Genomic DNA, 14,807 nt, shown 5'->3' with positions numbered 1-14,807 from the left:
CTGACGCTGGTCCGAATGATCTTGCGTCCATTGCACACCACCGGAGCGCCAATGTCGCTATGGCGCTCCGGTGGTGGGTGCTTCACTTCTTGACGAGGGTCGGCTTGCGGCTCTCCAGGACCTGGTCGACCAGGCCGTACTCGAGCGCCTGGTGCGCGCTGAGGATCTTGTCGCGCTCGATGTCCTTGCGGACCTCAGCCTCGTCGCGTCCGGTGTGCAGCGCGATCGTCCCCTCGAGCCACTCCCGCATGCGGATGAGCTCGTTGGCCTGGATCTCGATGTCGGAGGCCTGGGCGTAGCCCCCGCCCTCCATCGACGGCTGGTGGATCAGGACGCGGGCGTTGGGCAGCGCGAGGCGCTTCCCCGGCGCGCCGGCGGCGAGCAGGACTGCCGCGGCCGAGGCCGCCTGGCCCAGGCATACCGTCTGGATCTGCGACGTGACGTACTGCATCGTGTCGTAGATCGCCGTCATCGCGGTGAAGGAACCACCCGGTGAGTTGATGTAGATGATGATGTCGCGGTTGGGCTCGAGGCTCTCCAGCACGAGCAGCTGGGCCATGACGTCGTCCGCCGAGGCGTCGTCGACCTGGACCCCGAGGAAGATGATGCGGTCCTCGAAGAGCTTGTTGTACGGGTCCTGGCGCTTGAAGCCGTAGGCCGTGCGCTCCTCGAACTGGGGAAGGACGTACCGCGACTGCGGCGCGCCGTAGGGCAGTGCACGCCCACCAGCGCCGGCGAGGCGCTGCGCGGTCGAGATGAACTGGGACTCAATGCTCATGGGGATACTCCTCGAACTCTTCTGGTGGCTTGCGACGGACTCAGGAGCTGATCGTGCCGCCGCCGCCGGGGACCGAGCCCGCGTGGGTCACAACACGGTCGATGAATCCGTACTCGAGAGCCTCGGCCGCGGTGAACCAGCGGTCGCGGTCGGAGTCGGTGTGGATCTGCTCGGTGGTCTTGCCGGTCTGTTCGGCGATCAGCTCGGCCAGCACACGCTTCATGTGCAGGATGAGCTGGGCGTTGATCCGGACGTCGGTCGCGGTGCCACCGATACCACCGGAGGGCTGGTGCATCATCACGCGGGCGTGCGGGGTCGCGAAGCGCTTGCCCTTGGCACCCGAGGAGAGCAGGAACTGCCCCATCGAGGCAGCCATGCCCATCGCGACTGTCGCGACGTCGGGCTGGATGAACTGCATCGTGTCGTAGATCGCCATGCCCGCGGTGATCGAGCCACCGGGCGAGTTGATGTAGAGGTAGATGTCCTTCTCGGGGTCCTCCGCCGCGAGGAGCATCATCTGGGCGCAGATGGCGTTCGCGTTGTCGTCGCGCACCTCGGAGCCAAGCCAGATGATGCGCTCCTTGAGGAGCCGGTTGTAGATGCTGTCGTTCAATCCAAGGCCGGCCACGTCACCGCGTGCTGCCACTGGCATCTGCTCGTTCACGCCATCTCCTTATTGCTCCATGCTCAACCGTGCGTTGCAGTGACCCTAACGCGCCACGTGCCGGTGTTTCGTCCCTGAACTGCGCTGTTTCGCTTTGGGCGCACACACCCGAGGCGTGCCCGCAGCCGATCGGGCAACCGCGGGGGCGCAGATCGCCGCCGTCCGCAGACACGAACGGCCCTGCCTCCACCAGGAGACAGGGCCGTTCGATCAGCCGACCTGAACGATCAGGCCTTCTCGTCAGCGTCCGCGTCCGCGGGGGCCTCGGCCGACTCGTCGACGACAACCTCAACCACATCGTCAGACTCGACGACGGCGACTCCGGCGGCCTCGACGGCCGCGTCGTCCTCGTCGGAACCGATGAACTCGGAGAGGTCAACAGCATTGCCCTCACCGTCGACGACCTCGACCTGGCGCAGGGCGACCGCGAGGGCCTTGGACCGCGCGACCTCTCCGACCATGGCCGGGATCTGGCCGTTCTCGTCGATCGTCTTGATGAACGTGTTCGGGTCCATGCCGTACTGGCGGCTCGCGTTGACGAGGTAGTCCAGCAGCTCGTTCTGACCGACCTTGATAGCCAGCTTCTCGGCCAGGATGTCGAGAACGATCTGGTTCTTCAGCGCGGTCTCGGTCTGCTCGAGAACCTCGGCGCGGTGCTCGGCGTCCTCAAGACGTCCCTCACCCTCGAGGTGGCGGACGATCTCAGCCTCGACGACGCCCGCGGGCAGCGGGACCTCGACCTTGGTGAGCTCGGCGAGCAGCAGGTCACGGGCCTGGACGGCCTGGTTGGACTGCTTGATGTTCGCGGCCTGCTCGCGCAGGTCCTCGGTCAGCTCGGCGAGGGTGTCGAACTCGCTCGCCAACTGGGCGAACTCGTCGTCGGCCTCGGGCAGGTCGCGCTGCTTGACCGTGGTGGCCACGACCGTGACGTCGGCGTCCTGGCCCTCGTGCTCGCCACCGGCGAGCGGCGCGACGAAGGTCGTGGTCTCGCCCGCGGACAGTCCGGTGAGCGCCTCGTCGAGGCCTTCGAGCATGTTGCCCGAGCCGATCTGGTAGGAGATGCCGGAGACGGTGTCGACCTCTTCGCCGTCGACCTTGGCCGACAGGTCGAGGACGACGAAGTCGCCGTCGACCGCGGGGCGGTCCACTCCGACGAGGGTGCCGAAGCGCTCGCGCAGGGCGTCCAGGCGGGCCGCGACGTCCTCGTCGGAGACGGTGACATCCTCGACGGCAACCTTGATCGCGGACAGCTCGGGGAGCTCGACCTCGGGGCGGACCTCAACCTCGGCCGTGAAGTGCAGCTCGCCGTCGGTGCCCTCGAGGTCGGGGACCTTGATGACCTGGACGTCGGGCTGACCGAGCGGACGGATGTTCGTCTGTGTCACGGCCTGGCGGTAGAAGCCGGACAGGGACTCGTTGATCGCGTGCTCAAGCACGGCGCCACGGCCGACGCGCTGGTCGACGATACGTGCAGGCACCTTGCCCTTGCGGAATCCGGGGACGGAAATCTGCTCGGCGATGTGCTTGTACGCGTGATCGATGCTCGGCTTGAGCTCGTCGTACTCCACCTCGACGGTCAGCTTGACCTTGGTCGGGTCCAGGGTCTCGACAGCGCTCTTCACTTCGATGATCTCCAACTTGCTCGACGGCATGCCGATGACCCGGCACGGACACTGCTCAGAAGTTCTCGGGGATACCCGGGACGCCGTCTCAGAACGACGGCCTCGCCCACAGGTCCAACTCACCCACGAGCAACCAGTAGATGGTACGCCACCGAGCACGGTGCAAGACAGTCCGCACGAGCAGAGCCCGGAAGATCCACATCGGGGGCCATCGCAGCCGAACTACTTGGATGGAGTGTCGTCGCTCATGAGAGCGGTCATCGCCGGCAGGACTCCTCGACGGCGGACAGGCTCTGTCACGGCGGAAGGCCCGGGCGCGAGTCGAGTTCTCCAGCGCCCGGGACTTCCACTGCGAGTCGGGGTGACAGGATTTGAACCTGCGACCTTCCGGTCCCAAACCGGACGCGCTACCAACCTGCGCCACACCCCGTTGCCCCGCTCAAACGTCCACCCTCGGGTGAACACTCGGGCAAGCATAGTAGGAAGATCCCTTGCTCGGGACCATCAGAATTTTTGCTAAGGTGTTCCAGCAGGTTCCTCCAGCACCTGACGCACTGCGTCCGAAGCCGGAGATTTCATGCGGGCGTAGCTTAGTGGTAAAGCCTCAGTCTTCCAAACTGATGATGCGAGTTCGATTCTCGTCGCCCGCTCCACGGTATAAGGCCAGGTCAGAGGGCATTTCCTCGACCTGGCCTTCTGCATGTCCGGCCCCGCGGCGCGCGTTTGCCCCGCTCACAGCGCCTCGACGCCAGAGACAGCGTTGCACCGCGCGCGCACTGTCGATACAGTCGACGGTGCAGCCCTCGTGCTGCGCTCCCGCGCCTGACCGGCGCGAAGGTCAGGATCACCAGGGGAAGGACGCGCAGTGACCACGCAGGCCATGCCCTCGATCAGCCACGCGATCGCGTTGTCATGCCCGGTGTCCGGTCAGTGTCTCTAGAGCGTTGACCCGTTCCGGCACCCGCCGGGCCGTCAATGCTCCACACCCCCCTGTCCCGGCGCCCGCCTCGCTCAGACCGAGGCCTCCCACCGTCCGGTTCTCACGCACCTGATCCTGGACGGGCACCATCCTCGGCAACCGATCCGATCGATGAGGTCAGCCAGACACACCGGCCCAGCCGCAAACAGCTCACTCCGCGTCACCGGCATCCACCGGTTGACCATCGAGAAGACCACTGAGAAAAGGACTCCCCCATGGCACGGATCTACGACGACGTCACCAAGCTCGTTGGCAACACCCCGCTCGTGCGCCTCAACCGGCTCACCGAGGGCGTGGGCGCCACGGTCGTCGCCAAGCTTGAGTACTACAACCCGGCCAACTCGGTGAAGGACCGCATCGGCGTCTCGATCATCGACGCCGCCGAGGCGTCCGGAGACCTCAAGCCCGGCGGCACGATCGTCGAGGCCACCTCGGGCAACACCGGGATCGCCCTCGCCTTCGTCGGAGCCGCACGTGGCTACAACGTCGTGCTGACGATGCCGGAGACCATGTCGAAGGAGCGTCGCGCGCTGCTGCGCGCCTACGGTGCCGAGCTCATCCTCACCCCGGGCTCGGAGGGCATGAAGGGCGCCGTGAACAAGGCGAACGAGATCGCCGCCGAGCGCCCGGGCTCGATCCTGGCCCGCCAGTTCGCCAACGAGGCCAACCCGGCCGCGCACCGCGCCGGGACGGCCGAGGAGATCTGGGCCGACACAGACGGCAAGATCGACATCTTCGTCGCAGGCATCGGCACCGGCGGGACGATCACCGGAGTCGGCCAGGTGCTCAAGGAGCGCAAGCCGAGCGTGCAGATCATCGCCGTCGAGCCGGCCGAGTCGCCGATCCTCAACGGCGGCGCACCCGGCCCGCACAAGATCCAGGGCCTGGGCGCGAACTTCATCCCCGAGATCCTCGACACGACCGTCTACGACGAGGTCTTCGACGTCGACACCGAGACCTCGGTCGAGGTCGCTCGCCGGGCCGCCAAGGAAGAGGGCCTGCTCGTCGGGATCTCCTCGGGCGCCGCGATCCACGCAGCGCTCGAGATCGGCAAGCGCCCGGAGAACGCCGGCAAGCTCATCGTCGTCATCGTCCCCTCCTTCGGCGAGCGCTACCTGACATCCATCCTCTACGCGGACCTGCTCGACTAGGTCTCGACCACCCCGTCGGACGCCGCTCTCGCGGCGGCGTCCGACCGGGCCCCACCACCTGCACGACGCCGCACCTGCACCACCTCGCCGTCCCCCACCGAAGGACCCACTTCGCATGTCTGGCCCGATCAACGCTTGGCAGCTGCTCCGGGAGGACCTTCAGGTTGCCCGAAACCGCGATCCCGCGGCGCGCAGCTCCCTTGAGGTGGCCCTTCTCTACCCGGGGGTCCACGCTGTGTGGGCGCACCGATTGACGCACCGCATGTGGCGCAACCCAGCGCTGCGCCTGCCGGCGCGGATCATCTCGCAGCTGACCCGGTCGGCGACCGGGGTGGAGATCCACCCCGCGGCGACCCTCGGCCGGCGGCTGTTCATCGACCACGGGATGGGTGTGGTGATCGGCGAGACGGCGGTCATCGGCGACGACGTCACGCTCTTCCACAACACGACCCTGGGCGGCCGCTCGATGACGCACGGCAAGCGCCACCCCACCCTGGGAAACCGGGTCGTGGTGGGCGCGGGCGCCAAGGTGCTCGGCGCGGTGTGGGTCGGCGACGACGCCCAGATCGGGGCGAACGCCGTGGTCGTCAAGGACGTGCCCGAGGGCGCCGTCGCGGTCGGGGTGCCCGCGAAGATCAAGTCACGGCCGCAGTACTCCCCCACGGTCGAGCACTGCGAGGACCCGGCCATCTTCATCTAGGCGGAGCACACACAACAGAACTCACGAAAGCGGACCGAGTGCAGCTGCATCCGGTCCGCTTCTGTGTGCGCCTGCAGTTGTACTAGTTACATTAGAACAACTACAGTAAGACGATGCTCTTCCGAATCGATCCATCCGCACCTGAGCCGCTCTTCGCTCAGCTCGCAAGCCAGGTGCGGCTGGCGGCCGCCCGCGGTGAGCTCGATGCCGGCGAACGGCTGCCCGCCGCCCGCGACCTCGCCGAGTCCCTCGACCTCAACGTCCACACGGTCCTGCGCGCCTATCAGGACCTACGCGACGAAGGGCTCATCGACCTGCGCCGCGGCCGGGGCGCCGTCGTGACCGAGCGCGCAAGCGCGGACTACGCCGCCCTACGGGCGGCCCTCGCCGTCGTCGTGCATGAAGCCCATGCGCTCAACCTGTCTCCGGACACCACCCTCGCCCTGCTCAAGGAGGCCCTCGCATGACCGTTTCCGCCGCGCCCGCCCCGTCCATGCACCGGAGGTCGACTACTCTGCTCGGCCTCGCCCTGCCGCTCATCATCCTGGTGAGCTCGGCCGTCCTCGCGTGGTCCTGGAAGGACACGCTGCCGGACCCGGTCGCGACGCACTGGGGCACCGACGGCGTGGACGGCTTCGGCAGCCTCACCGGCGCGATCGCGGTCATCCTCGTGATCGGCGTGCTCGTCACGATCCTCCTGTGGGCCATCTCCTTCCGGACCGGGAAGATGTCGTCGACCCGTCGCATGGTCAACGGGCTCAACGTCTGGACCGCCGTGCTCCTCTCGACGATCCTGCTCGGCACGCTTCACGCCCAGAAGGGGCTCATCGACGCGGCCGACGTCGGGGGCGTCGGCGGGACGATCGCCCTGGGCATGGCGCTCGCCACCGTCGCCGGGGTACTGGTCGCCGTGGTCACCCCCGCCTGCGCCGCAGCCCCCGCGACTGATCGGGTCCCGGCCGATGCGAGCCGGCTGCCGCTCGGCGATGGCGAGCGAGCCGTGTGGTTCCAACGACCGCGTGGCGGCGTCGGCCTCGCCGTCGGCTTCCTCGCGGCCGCGGGCACCGGCGTCGCCGCGATCGCGACCAGCGATTGGTGGATGCTCCTGGTGACCGCTTCTCTCGTGGCGCTCATGGCAGCCATGTTCAGCTGGGTCGCCCGGGTGGACGAGGCAGGCCTGCACGTCCGGTCCTCCCTCGGGGTGCCACGCACCCACATCCCACTCGACGAGATTCTCCAGGCCCGCGCCACGACAGTGCGGTGCTTTCGCGAGTTCGGCGGGTGGGGCTGGCGGATCGGGCGCGACGGGCGGGTCGGCGTCGTGCTCCGCTCCGGCGACGCTCTTGAGGTCACCCGGACCGGGGGCGGTGTCTTCGTCGTCACGGTCGACGACGCCCAGACCGGCGCGGCCCTGCTCAACACACTCGCCGACCGCGCTCGCGCGACGCACCCGGTCGAGTAGGCTCACTGCCCCAGGGCTGGGCCGATCCGCGCGAGCGGCCCCGGCCGCCCACCCTCAACGACGAGGAGAACCATGCGCTTCGGTCTGCACACCGGTTACTGGTCGGCCGGTCCCCCCGCCGGGATCGCCGAGGCTGTCCAGGCCGCGGACGCCCTCGGGATCGACTCCGTCTGGACCGCCGAGGCCTACGGCTCCGACGCCCTCACCCCGCTGGCCTGGTGGGGCGCCCGGACGCGGCGGATCCGGCTGGGCACCGCCGTCATGCAGATGTCTGCGCGCACGCCGACTGCTGCCGCGATGGCCGCCCTCACCCTGGACCATCTCTCCGGGGGGCGGTTCATCATGGGCCTGGGCGTCTCGGGACCGCAGGTCGTCGAGGGTTGGTACGGCCAGCCCTACGCACGCCCGCTCGCCCGCACCCGGGAGTACATCGACGTCGTGCGTCAGGTCCTGCGCCGCGAGGCGCCCGTCACGCACGACGGCGCGTTCTACCAGCTACCGCTGGCTCCCGAGCGCGGGGGCAGCGGGCTGGGCAAGGCGCTGCGCTCGACCGTCCACCCGCTGCGCGCCGACCTGCCGATCCACCTGGCGGCCGAAGGCCCCAAGAACATCGCCCTGGCAGCCGAGATCGCCGACGGCTGGCTCCCGCTGTTCTACTCCCCGCGCCTGGACGGGGAGTTCCGCGAGCTGCTCGGCACGGGTTTCGCGGCCCGTTCGCAGGCACTGTCCCCCGCGGCCGACTTCGAGGTCTCGGCGACCGTCCCGGTCGTCCTCGGCGACGACGCCGAGCGCGCGGCCGATACGATCCGGCCGTTCCTCGCCCTCTACATCGGCGGGATGGGCGCCAAGGGCGCCAACTTCCACCGCAACGCCGTCGACCGGCTCGGCTACTCCGAGGTCTGCGACGAGGTCCAGGCGCACTTCCTCGCCGGCGCGAAGGACCGCGCGGCCGCGGCGATCCCCCTCGAGCTCGTGGACGACGTCGCCCTCGTCGGCCCAGCCGAGAAGATCGCCCGCGGCCTCACGGCCTGGTCTCAGACCGCGGTGACCACGCTCATCGTCCAGGGGGATCCGCGGACGCTCGAGACGCTGACGACCCTTGTTCCCTCGCTCGGGACCACCAGCTAGCTGCGCGCGCCAGGGCCCGTGTCCAGGTGCGCCGCGGCGAGTGCCACCCGGGAGCCGTCGGGCGTCAGGGGGCATCCTTCGCCCCGCAGCCGCTCCAGGGCGAGCGCCCGTTTGTGGAGCGGTGGCTGCCCGGCGGCGTTGACCACCCGCCACCATGGGACCCCTCCGCCCATCTGGCGCAGCACGGTACCCACCTGGCGCGGTCCCCCGCGCTGCAACGTCTGGCCGACGAGCGCGGCGACGGCGCCGTAGGTCATGACCCGTCCGGCCGGGATCGCCTCGACGACATCCAGAACCAGCTCGCGATATTCCTCGTCCACCCCTCCACCCTAGGTGGCGGGGGAACCGGTGACGCCCATAAAAGGGTTGGTGGGGGGCGGCCGGGCCAGGGATCATGGGGGCATGACGCTTCCTGATGGATACCGCCTCTCCCCCCTCCCCGAGTCCCGCCACGCCGAGCTGCTCGACCTCGACTCCTGGTCCTTCCCGACGTCGCACTCGGTGGACGACCTCCTCAAGCTGGCGTCCCCGCTGAGCTGGGACCGCACGGTCGCGGTCGTCTCCGAGCACCCCGACGCAGGTGCCGTCCCGATCGACGGTGCGGTCCCGGTCACGTCGACGGTCGTCGCGATCCACTCCTCCTACCCGTTCAGCCAGTTCCACGTCCCCGGTGCGCAGATCCCCGTCGCTGGCCTGACCTGGGTCGGGGTGCACCCCCAGCACCGTCGCAAGGGGATCCTCTCGGGGATGATCGACGCGCACTTCCAGAGCTGCATCGACCGCGGCGAGGCCGTGTCCGCGCTGTTCGCTGCGGAGGCCGGGATCTACGGACGTTTCGGCTACGGCCAGGCCGCCAACGACCTGCGGGTGAAGATCCCCCGCGGCGCCGCGCTGCGCCCGGTCGCCGGCTCGGCGGAGCTCACCCTACGGCTGGAGAGGTACGACGCCGCTCGTCACAGCGAGCTCGTCGCAACGCTGCACGCCGAGGCGGGCCGCCGCCCAACCCCGGCCGCCGGACTCAACCGTCCCGGCTGGGCCACCCGCGAGACGCCCGAGCTGCGCGCGACCTTCAACGACGACCCCGTGATGTTCCGTGACGGCCGTGAGGCGCTGCGGATCGCCATCGTCGAGTCCGACGGCGAGCCCCGCGGCTACGTGACCTTCCGCCGCAAGGTCGACTGGGAGGTCCGCGGTCCGCGTGGCACCGTGTCCACGGGCGAGGTCGTCGCCCTCGACGCGCCCGCTGCGCATCGCCTGTGGTCGACCCTGCTCGACCTCGACCTGTCCGACGAGGTCGAGCCGTTCCTCCTCCCGGTAGACGACCCGATCATGGCGCTGCTCGTCGACCCCCGATCGGCCCAGCCACGGATCGCGGACAACGTGTGGGTGCGCATCATCAACATCACCGGGGCCTTGACCGCGCGCCAGTACGCGACCGACGTGGACGTCGTCGTGCAGGTCAGCGATGAACGGCTGCCGGCGAACGCGGGGACCTGGCACCTGCGCGGGCAGGCCTTCGGGCCGGCCACGCTCACCCGGACGAGCGCCACGCCCGACCTGAGCCTGTCGGTCGCGGAGCTCTCACGGGCCTACCTCGGTGGCTTCTCGCTCGCCAGCCTGGCCGCGGCCGGTCTGGTGACCGAGCACACCGACGGCGCGCTCGCCGCGGCGTCAGCCGCCTTCAGCTGGCCGGTCGCCCCCGTCTGCAGCTGGGTGTTCTAGCCACCCAAGGCTGCCCCCCGGCCTCCCCCTCCCACCGGCTCCGCCAGATCGCTGAGTGCTGGGAATTACACGCGACGCGCCGTCGTTTCGCCGTAATTTCCGGCACTCAGCGGGAGGTTGCGGTGTCGGGTGGGGGCGGTGTCGGGTGGGGGCGGTGGGGCTCCGTCAGGGTTGGCAGGTGGGGCAGCGGAAGAGGTTGCGGGTGGCCATGACGGACAGCGCGATCGGCGTGCGGCAGATGCGGCACGGCAGGCCGTCGCGCTGGTAGACGTAGAAGGAGTCCTCGCGAGCGACCGCGCCGGGCTCGGCGTCGGTATTCTGGCGGGCCAGGCGTCGCGGCGCGCCGACGTCGGGCAGTCCCTCACCGCGTGAGCGGTCCTCAGGTCGCGTGGTGACGATCGCGCCGGTGCGTACGCCGTCGGCCATGAGCTCGGCGACGTCGCGCCAGATGTCCAGGACCACCTCACGCGACACCGTGATGCCGGGGGCGAGCGGGTTCTGGCCGGCCCGGAACAGCGCCTCGGCCCGGTAGATGTTGCCGACGCCCGCGATGACCTCCTGGTTCATCAGAAGTACCCCGATCGGCGACCTCGAACGCACGACCGCCTCGACGAAACGCCCTGGATCACTGTCCGGGCGCAACGGATCCGGGCCGAGACGACGCTGGACCGCCCGGGCCTCAGGGGTGGTGAGCACCTCGCAGGCCGTCGGCCCGGTCAGGTCCGCGCAGGCATGCTCAGACTCGAGCCGCACCCGGACCGCGCCACGCGGAGCGGGCGGCTCCCAGTCCCCGGGGGCCGGTGACGCGCTTGCACCGCTGCTGATGCCACCGCCGCCCGCGAGCACGGTCTCGCGCTCGCCGACCCGCTTGCGCGGCGCACCGATCGCATGCACGACGGCGGTGGCCGGGTCCCCCGCGAACGTCCAGGCCCCGTAGAGCCCCAGGTGGACGCGCAGCCAGCGCAGCTCCTCGGTGGGTACCGCCTCCGGCTGCGGCGCGAAGCCCAGGAACATCTGCTTCCCATAAGCCTCGCTGGCCACCAGGACATGCCCGTCGAGCAGCGCCGAGCCCGCGGCGAACCGGCCCTGCGGGCTCGACAGGCTCACCCGCGAGCCCAGGAACAGGTCCCCGAACGTCGCCGCAAGCCGGTGGACGGTGTGCCCCTCAGGCATGAGTCAGCGAGCCGCCTCGTAGGCTGCCATCTGGTCGATCCGGCGCTGGTGGCGGGCGTCACCGCTGAACGGCTCGGCGAGGAATGCGTCGACGAAGGACGCGGCCTCGGCAAGGGTGTGCTGGCGACCACCGATCGCGACGACGTTGGCGTCGTTGTGCTGGCGGCCGAGCCGGGCGGTGTCCAGGTTCCAGGCGAGCGCTGCCCGGACGCCGACAACCTTGTTCGCGGCGATCTGCTCGCCGTTCCCGGAGCCACCGATGACCACGCCGAGGCTGCCCGGATCGGCGACGACCGCCTCGCCGGCCGTGAAGCAGAACGACGGGTAGTCGTCGAGAGCGTCATACTCGTGCGCACCGTGGTCGACGACGTCGTGGCCTTCGGTGGTCAGGTGGTCGACGAGGAAGGCCTTGAGCTCGTAGCCGGCATGGTCGGAAGCAATGTGAACGCGCATACCGTCAATGATGCCGCATCCGAGCCGTCAGCCCCAGCCCTGAACCTTCTTGAGGTCGACGACGTATGCCCGCAGATCGCCGCTGCCGGGGATGATCGCGCGGACCGTCTGGGCGCCGACCGTGTTGGAGGCGCGGACGAGGAGGGCGAAGGGCGGGGAGTCCGGGAAGACCGCGGAGGCCAGGACCGCGACGTCGTCCTTCTTGAGCGTGCGGGTGAGCGCCTTGGCCAGCTGCTTGGAGCCAGCCTTGTCCAGGCTCTGGATCATGACCGTCAGACCGTCGAACCAGTGCGCCACCTCGGGGGTGCCATTCGGTCCCGGGACGATGACCTGCGGGACGAACTGGTCACGTCCGATCACGAAGGGGATCGGCAGGCCCAGCGCTGCGGCGACGTAGCCGCCGGAGGAGTAGCTCGAGAACGCGGTCTCGTACCGGCCGTTGCGGGTGGCCATGGACACCAGCAGCAGGATCGCCGCGACCGGGATGACGACGACCGGACCCCAGACGATGACAACGAGCATCGGGTCGGTCGACCCGCGCGTCCCCAGGGTCGAGAAGAACACCTCGAAGAACCGGCTCGCCGGAGCGCTGTTCTCCATGAGCGTCCGGACGGTGCTGAAGATGTTGTACGCGAGCAGGACGACGCCGATCACCAGGACGGCCTTGAGCGCCTTGGTGACCCCGCTCGCCGGCACGACGGCCTTCTCGAAGCCTTCCCGCGTGGCGAGCTGGCGGACGACCGGCTCAGGAGCGGTCCAGGTGGTGGTCGAGGTGGTCATGAAGAATCCTGTCGCTCGTGCGGCGTGGGGCGTGGGGCGTCGATCGACGCAGGCTCGGTCTGCGGGCAGACCACGGCCACGGACATTGCATACCGGGATGGGCTCGTGCGCCATGGGGACTTCTCCCCCGCGGCCACCGGCCAGCGACTAGCCTGGGTCGATGACGACGCACGAAACCCCCACCCCCGCGCCCCGGTCCGGCATCACGCTCGACGAGCTCGACCCGGCCATCCGCCCCCAGGACGACCTCTACCGCCACGTCAACGGCCGCTGGCTGCTCACCCACGAGATCCCGGCCGACCGCTCCTCCGACGGCGCCTTCCGCGCCCTTCACGACGAGGCCGAGGCGCAGGTCCGGGCCATCATCGAAGAGCTCGGCGGCGGTGACCACCTCACGGGTGTCTCCGCGCAGATCGGCGAGCTCTACGCGAGCTTCATGGACACCGAGACCGTCGAGGCGGCCGGCCGTGCGCCGCTCACCCCCGACCTCGCCCTGCTGGACACCGCCTCGACCACGGCCCAGCTGACCGGTGTGCTCGGTGCGCTGCAGCGCACGGGTGGCGCCGGAGCGTTCGGGTTCTGGGTCGACAACGACGCCAAGGACCCCGAGAAGTACGTCGTGTACCTCTACCAGTCCGGTCTTGGCCTGCCTGACGAGTCCTACTACCGCGAGGGCAAGTACGCCGAGATCCGCGCCAGCTACCTCGCCCACGTGGCCCGGATGCTCACGCTGTCTGGCGTCGTGCACCCCGAGGCGGCCGAGCCGTCCGCCGAGCGGGTGCTCGCCCTCGAGACCGCCCTGGCCGCCCACCACTGGGACGTCGTCGCGGACCGTGACTCCGAGCTCACCTACAACCCGACGACGCTCGCCGGCCTCGCCGAGGCTGCGCCCGGTTTCGACTGGAACGCCTGGGCCTTCGCCGTCGGCGCTCCGACCGGCTCGCTCGACGACGTCGTCGTGCGGGAGCCGGAGTTCTTCGCCGGCTTCGCCTCGCTGTGGCAGTCGCTGCCCGTCGAGGACTGGAAGCTGTGGGCGATCTACCACCTCGTCACCGCGCGCGCCCCGTACCTGTCCACGGACTTCGTCGAGGCGAACTTCGACTTCTACGGCCGGACGCTCTCCGGGGCCCAGGAGGTCCGCGACCGCTGGAAGCGGGGCGTCTCCCTCGTCGAGGGTGCGCTCGGCGAGGCGGTCGGCGAGGTCTATGTCGCGCGGCACTTCCCGCCCGCGCACAAGGAGCGCATGGACGTGCTCGTGACCAACCTCATCGAGGCCTACCGCGAGTCGATCACGAACCTCGACTGGATGAGCCCGGAGACCAAGGTCAAGGCGCTCGCCAAGCTCGACGCCTTCACCCCCAAGGTCGGCTACCCGGTCAAGTGGCGCGACTACTCGACCCTGATCATCGACGCGAGCGACCTCGTCGCCAACGTCCGCCGGTCCAACACCTTCGACCTGGACCGTGAGCTGGGCAAGATCGGCAAGCCCATCGACCGCGACGAGTGGCACATGACGCCGCAGACCGTCAATGCCTACTACAACCCGTCGATGAACGAGATCGTCTTCCCGGCGGCGATCCTGCAGCCGCCGTTCTTCGACCCCGAGGCCGAGGACGCCGCGAACTACGGCGGCATCGGCGCGGTCATCGGCCACGAGATCGGCCACGGCTTCGACGACCAGGGGTCCAAGTACGACGGCACCGGCCGGCTCGAGGACTGGTGGACCGCCGCGGACCGCGCCGAGTTCGACAAGCGCGCCGGCGCGCTGATCGCCCAGTACGACGCCGTCCACCCCACCCAGCTCGACGCCGAGCACACCGTCAACGGCGCCCTGACGATCGGGGAGAACATCGGCGACCTCGGCGGGCTGTCGATCGCGCTCAAGGCCTACCAGATCGCGCTCGGGACGGACCTCACCGGCGCCCCGGTGGTCGACGGCCTCACCGGAGCCGAGCGGGTCTTCCTGTCCTGGGCCCAGGTGTGGCAGACCAAGATGCACGACGAGGCGATGATCCAGCGCCTGGCCACTGACCCGCACTCCCCCGCGGAGTTCCGCTGCAACGTGGTCGTGCGCAACCTCGACGAGTTCCACACGACGTACGGCGTCGGCCCGCAGGACGGCCTGTACCTGGCTCCCCAGGACCGCGTGCGGATCTGGTGAATGCGGCCGCGGCCGGGACCCTGGGGTCCCGGCC

The 14,807-nt window shown here is 69.5% G+C and carries 14 protein-coding genes and 2 tRNA genes; 8 read left to right on the top strand and 8 right to left on the bottom strand.

Annotation, left to right across the window (positions count from 1 at the left end; translation table 11 throughout):
* Positions 1–82 precede the first annotated feature (82 nt).
* From BLQ50_RS08960 to BLQ50_RS08945, 4 genes are all read right to left on the bottom strand, one after another.
* Positions 83–778 carry an ATP-dependent Clp protease proteolytic subunit gene (locus tag BLQ50_RS08960; RefSeq protein ID WP_093182987.1) on the bottom strand — a complete coding sequence of 232 codons (696 nt, stop codon included), beginning with the start codon at positions 776–778 and terminating at the stop codon, positions 83–85.
* Between the two features lie 40 nt (positions 779–818).
* A complete protein-coding gene (locus BLQ50_RS08955; RefSeq protein ID WP_093182985.1) occupies positions 819–1,442 on the bottom strand; it encodes an ATP-dependent Clp protease proteolytic subunit in 624 nt (207 codons plus the stop codon).
* 227 nt (positions 1,443–1,669) lie between these two features.
* A complete protein-coding gene (gene tig / locus BLQ50_RS08950; RefSeq protein ID WP_093183324.1) occupies positions 1,670–3,064 on the bottom strand; it encodes a trigger factor in 1,395 nt (464 codons plus the stop codon).
* 356 nt (positions 3,065–3,420) lie between these two features.
* Positions 3,421–3,494, bottom strand: a tRNA-Pro gene (locus tag BLQ50_RS08945).
* A 149-nt stretch (positions 3,495–3,643) separates the two neighbouring features.
* On the opposite strand from BLQ50_RS08945, the gene BLQ50_RS08940 reads away from it, so the two are divergent.
* The 6 genes from BLQ50_RS08940 (at position 3,644) to BLQ50_RS08915 (ending at position 8,484) form a co-directional block, all read left to right on the top strand.
* Positions 3,644–3,717 (top strand) — tRNA-Gly (locus BLQ50_RS08940).
* 541 nt (positions 3,718–4,258) lie between these two features.
* Entirely contained in the window at positions 4,259–5,194 is a 936-nt protein-coding gene (gene cysK, locus BLQ50_RS08935; protein WP_093182984.1) for a cysteine synthase A, read from the top strand.
* Positions 5,195–5,309: 115 nt separating this feature from the next.
* On the top strand, positions 5,310–5,894 hold the full coding sequence (gene epsC / locus BLQ50_RS08930; RefSeq protein ID WP_093182982.1) for a serine O-acetyltransferase EpsC: 585 nt from the start codon (positions 5,310–5,312) through the stop codon (positions 5,892–5,894).
* A gap of 113 nt (positions 5,895–6,007) precedes the next feature.
* On the top strand, positions 6,008–6,361 hold the full coding sequence (locus BLQ50_RS08925; RefSeq protein WP_093182981.1) for a GntR family transcriptional regulator: 354 nt from the start codon (positions 6,008–6,010) through the stop codon (positions 6,359–6,361).
* On the top strand, positions 6,358–7,356 hold the full coding sequence (locus BLQ50_RS08920; RefSeq protein WP_093182979.1) for a DUF1648 domain-containing protein: 999 nt from the start codon (positions 6,358–6,360) through the stop codon (positions 7,354–7,356). Before BLQ50_RS08925 ends, BLQ50_RS08920 begins: the two co-directional genes overlap by 4 nt.
* Positions 7,357–7,428: 72 nt before the next feature.
* Positions 7,429–8,484, top strand: a complete 1,056-nt coding sequence (locus BLQ50_RS08915) for an LLM class F420-dependent oxidoreductase (RefSeq protein ID WP_093182978.1) — start codon at positions 7,429–7,431, stop codon at positions 8,482–8,484.
* On the opposite strand, the gene BLQ50_RS08910 is transcribed toward BLQ50_RS08915, so the two are convergent.
* Positions 8,481–8,804 (bottom strand): MGMT family protein, encoded by a 324-nt coding sequence (locus BLQ50_RS08910; protein ID WP_093182976.1) that lies wholly within the window; start codon positions 8,802–8,804, stop codon positions 8,481–8,483. The two genes, BLQ50_RS08915 and BLQ50_RS08910, sit on opposite strands and share 4 nt — an antisense overlap.
* Before the next feature lie 82 nt (positions 8,805–8,886).
* Here BLQ50_RS08910 and BLQ50_RS08905 point away from each other — a divergent pair, with 82 nt between their 5' ends.
* Positions 8,887–10,206, top strand: a complete 1,320-nt coding sequence (locus BLQ50_RS08905; protein WP_093182975.1) for a GNAT family N-acetyltransferase — start codon at positions 8,887–8,889, stop codon at positions 10,204–10,206.
* 165 nt (positions 10,207–10,371) lie between these two features.
* Here the strand turns inward: BLQ50_RS08905 and BLQ50_RS08900 are convergent, their stop codons facing one another.
* From BLQ50_RS08900 to BLQ50_RS08890, 3 genes are read right to left on the bottom strand one after another with little or no spacing between them, the layout of a single operon-like run.
* Positions 10,372–11,379 carry an Fpg/Nei family DNA glycosylase gene (locus BLQ50_RS08900; RefSeq protein ID WP_093182973.1) on the bottom strand — a complete coding sequence of 336 codons (1,008 nt, stop codon included), beginning with the start codon at positions 11,377–11,379 and terminating at the stop codon, positions 10,372–10,374.
* A 3-nt stretch (positions 11,380–11,382) separates the two neighbouring features.
* Entirely contained in the window at positions 11,383–11,832 is a 450-nt protein-coding gene (locus tag BLQ50_RS08895) for a ribose-5-phosphate isomerase (RefSeq protein WP_093182972.1), read from the bottom strand.
* A gap of 27 nt (positions 11,833–11,859) precedes the next feature.
* Positions 11,860–12,612: a hypothetical protein gene (locus BLQ50_RS08890; protein ID WP_093182970.1), complete on the bottom strand. Its 753-nt coding sequence runs from the start codon at positions 12,610–12,612 to the stop codon at positions 11,860–11,862.
* 160 nt (positions 12,613–12,772) lie between these two features.
* On the opposite strand from BLQ50_RS08890, the gene BLQ50_RS08885 reads away from it, so the two are divergent.
* Positions 12,773–14,773: a M13 family metallopeptidase gene (locus BLQ50_RS08885; RefSeq protein WP_093182968.1), complete on the top strand. Its 2,001-nt coding sequence runs from the start codon at positions 12,773–12,775 to the stop codon at positions 14,771–14,773.
* The last annotated feature ends 34 nt before the right edge of the window (positions 14,774–14,807 follow it).

Source organism: Sanguibacter gelidistatuariae (assembly GCF_900096585.1).
GTDB lineage: Bacteria > Actinomycetota > Actinomycetes > Actinomycetales > Cellulomonadaceae > Sanguibacter > Sanguibacter gelidistatuariae.
This window is presented reverse-complemented; position numbering and strand designations above follow the sequence as displayed.

Bases quoted from the DNA above. Each gene is read 5' to 3' on its own strand.
- cysK (WP_093182984.1), top strand. From the start codon at position 4,259: ATGGCACGGATCTACGACGACGTCACCAAGCTCGTTGGCAACACCCCG.
- BLQ50_RS08905 (WP_093182975.1), top strand. From the start codon at position 8,887: ATGACGCTTCCTGATGGATACCGCCTCTCCCCCCTCCCCGAGTCCCGC.
- BLQ50_RS08915 (WP_093182978.1), top strand. From the start codon at position 7,429: ATGCGCTTCGGTCTGCACACCGGTTACTGGTCGGCCGGTCCCCCCGCC.
- BLQ50_RS08900 (WP_093182973.1), bottom strand. From the start codon at position 11,379: ATGCCTGAGGGGCACACCGTCCACCGGCTTGCGGCGACGTTCGGGGAC.
- epsC (WP_093182982.1), top strand. From the start codon at position 5,310: ATGTCTGGCCCGATCAACGCTTGGCAGCTGCTCCGGGAGGACCTTCAG.
- BLQ50_RS08895 (WP_093182972.1), bottom strand. From the start codon at position 11,832: ATGCGCGTTCACATTGCTTCCGACCATGCCGGCTACGAGCTCAAGGCC.
- BLQ50_RS08960 (WP_093182987.1), bottom strand. From the start codon at position 778: ATGAGCATTGAGTCCCAGTTCATCTCGACCGCGCAGCGCCTCGCCGGC.
- BLQ50_RS08925 (WP_093182981.1), top strand. From the start codon at position 6,008: ATGCTCTTCCGAATCGATCCATCCGCACCTGAGCCGCTCTTCGCTCAG.
- BLQ50_RS08885 (WP_093182968.1), top strand. From the start codon at position 12,773: ATGACGACGCACGAAACCCCCACCCCCGCGCCCCGGTCCGGCATCACG.
- BLQ50_RS08920 (WP_093182979.1), top strand. From the start codon at position 6,358: ATGACCGTTTCCGCCGCGCCCGCCCCGTCCATGCACCGGAGGTCGACT.
- BLQ50_RS08890 (WP_093182970.1), bottom strand. From the start codon at position 12,612: ATGACCACCTCGACCACCACCTGGACCGCTCCTGAGCCGGTCGTCCGC.